This is a genomic window from Lacinutrix sp., assembly GCF_037625555.1.
In the GTDB taxonomy this organism is placed as follows: domain Bacteria; phylum Bacteroidota; class Bacteroidia; order Flavobacteriales; family Flavobacteriaceae; genus Lacinutrix.
Genome location: NZ_JASJHV010000124.1, coordinates 1 through 2,583, shown reverse-complemented (window position 1 = coordinate 2,583; position 2,583 = coordinate 1). Strand labels below are relative to the sequence as shown.

Genomic DNA, 2,583 nt, shown 5'->3' with positions numbered 1-2,583 from the left:
ATGCAAAACTATAATGAAAACCATAATCTGTTGGAGCAGGGGAGATGTTTCCCAATAGGTTTTTAAACTTTTCTTCTTTAAACCCTAAGTGCCATTTACCTACTAAAGCAGTTTTATATCCCAAAGATTGCATATACTTTGGCAATGTTTTTCGATTAACATCAATTAAAGCTGGGTCATTCATATTCACAACTCCTTTTTTTAATCTTGTTCTCCAAGAATATTGACCGGTCATTAATGCATATCTAGTAGGAGTGCATACAGAGCCTGTTGTATAAGCATTTGTAAATTTCACCCCTTCTTTTGCTAATTTATTTATGTTGGGGGTTTTAATTAATGCTTGGGAAGCTCCGTAAACATTGGTAGATCCAAAACCAAAATCATCTGCAATAAATACAATGACATTTGGTTTTTTAGATTGTGCAAAGGTTATTGAGTTACTAAAAATAGAAACTATAATTATCAAATACAATTTTATACTGCTTTGCATGGTAGTTTTTTTATAACATTATGAACTAGTAGATTCATATTTTTTAAATACTGTAAAGCCATACCAAGCTATAAAGGCAAAGCACAATAATGGTAAAATAAATGAAAAGTTTACTTCTGAAACCCCCATAATAGAAGTGTCTGCAACACCGTTTCCACCAGCATCAATAATAATTCCTTGTAATTTTGGCATTAATGCACCACCAACAATTGCCATTACCAACCCTGCTGAACCTACTTTAGATTGTTCTTCAGACAAATCTCCTAAAGCAATACCATAAATTGTTGGAAACATTAAAGACATAAAGAAAGAGATAGCCACTAAACAATATAAACCAACAATACTTTCAATAAAAATTGTGCCTAAATCAAAAAACATTGCTAAAACAGCAAAATACATTAGTAGTTTTCCAGAACTAATAAAACGTAATAAATACGTTCCAATAGCTCTACCAATCGTAAATAAAACAAAGGCAGCCATTTGGTAATAACCTGCTGTAACACTACTCATACCTATACCTTCTGCATATTGATAAATATAAGTCCAACACATTATTTGTCCACCAACATATAAAATTTGAGCCAACACTCCAGATGTATATTTAGAGTTCTTACCTAAAGCAGCAAAAGTTTCACCAATTTTTGGCATAGCTGCATCTGCTTTAGACTGTGGCATTTTACTTACTAGAAAAATTACAAAAACAACTGTAATGAACAATCCTAATACTACATAAGGATCTCTAATTACCAATAAATCTGTAGTTCTAATAAGTGCTTTAGAGGCTTCTTCAAGCGCACTAAAATCAACAATATCGTCAGACTGTAAGTTCTTTAAAACAAATTGTTGTGCTACAAATAATCCAGCAATTAATCCCACAGGATTAAAGGATTGTGCTAAGTTTAAGCGTTGTGTAGCTGTTTCTTTTGGACCCATTGCTAATGCATAAGGATTTGCTGCTGTTTCTAAAAAAGCCAAACCAAATGTTAATACATATAAACCCAAACAAAAGAATAGAAAGCTTTCTGATTGCGCTGCAGGATAAAATAATAATGCACCTGTTGCGTATAATGCTAAACCTATTAAAATGCCTACTTTATAAGAATATTTACGCATAAACATTGCTGCTGGTAAAGCCATACAAAAGTACCCACCATAAAAAGCCATTTGTACCCAAGCTGCTTCAGAATTAGATAATTCTAAAACTTTTTTAAAAGCCTGAACCATTGGATCTGTAACTGCATTTGCAAAACCCCATAATGCAAACAATGAAGTAATAAGAATAAAAGGAAGTAAGTTCTTTCGAGGTACTACAGGTATTTTTTTTAAATCTTTCATTTTTAGTTTCGTTGATGTTAGTCTTTAATTATTTAGGCAGATTACCCATTGTAAATTCCATTTTTCCTCCAGTAATTAATTGCTCGTGCGTAAAAAATGAAGTTTCTAATTTTTTCCCGTTCAATTTAGTAGTTTGAATGTATTTATTTTCACGACTATTATTTTTTACTTTGATTATAAATTTCTTTCCTGTTGGTAAATTTATTTCTACTTCATCAAAAATTGGACGACCAATCGAATAGGTTGGGTCTCCTGGATTAAACGAATAAAACCCCATTGCATTCAAAACATACCACGCAGACATTTGTCCACAGTCTTCATTTCCAGCCAATCCATTGGGATTATTAAAATACAATTCGCTCATGATTTTGTCTGTAACTTCTTGAGTTTTCCATGGTTGTCCTACAAAGTTATACATGTGTGAAATATGATGACTGGGTTCGTTTCCATGCGCATATTGGCCAATTAATCCTGAAATGTCTCCAGAAACATCATCTCCAGTTAATTCTGAACTCGTAGAAAATAAAATATCTAAATTTTTAATAAATGTCTCTTTACCTCCTACTAAATCAACCAAACCTTCAACATCGTGAGGCACAAACCAAGACCATTGATACGCATTTCCCTCTGTATAATCATCTTTTCTATGTTTAGAAAAACGAGGGTCAAAAGGCTCACGCCATTTTCCATCTTGATTTTTCCCTCTCATAAAACCAACTTCTTTATCGTAATATTGAGTGTATTTTTTGGAGCGTTTC

3 protein-coding genes are annotated in these 2,583 nt (G+C 32.6%); all 3 read right to left on the bottom strand.

Annotated elements, in window-relative coordinates; translation table 11 throughout:
- Positions 1-490, bottom strand: a 490-nt coding sequence (locus tag QNK89_RS10225) for a sulfatase-like hydrolase/transferase (protein ID WP_340170939.1), incomplete at its 3' end; no start/stop codon positions are given.
- 18 nt (positions 491-508) lie between these two features.
- On the bottom strand, positions 509-1,825 hold the full coding sequence (gene fucP / locus QNK89_RS10220; protein WP_340170936.1) for an L-fucose:H+ symporter permease: 1,317 nt from the start codon (positions 1,823-1,825) through the stop codon (positions 509-511).
- Between the two features lie 28 nt (positions 1,826-1,853).
- A partial coding sequence (locus tag QNK89_RS10215) for a glycoside hydrolase family 92 protein (RefSeq protein ID WP_340170935.1) occupies positions 1,854-2,583 on the bottom strand: 730 nt, incomplete at its 5' end.

Coding starts and splice junctions, on each gene's coding strand:
- fucP (WP_340170936.1), bottom strand. CDS start 1,825: ATGAAAGATTTAAAAAAAATACCTGTAGTACCTCGAAAGAACTTACTT.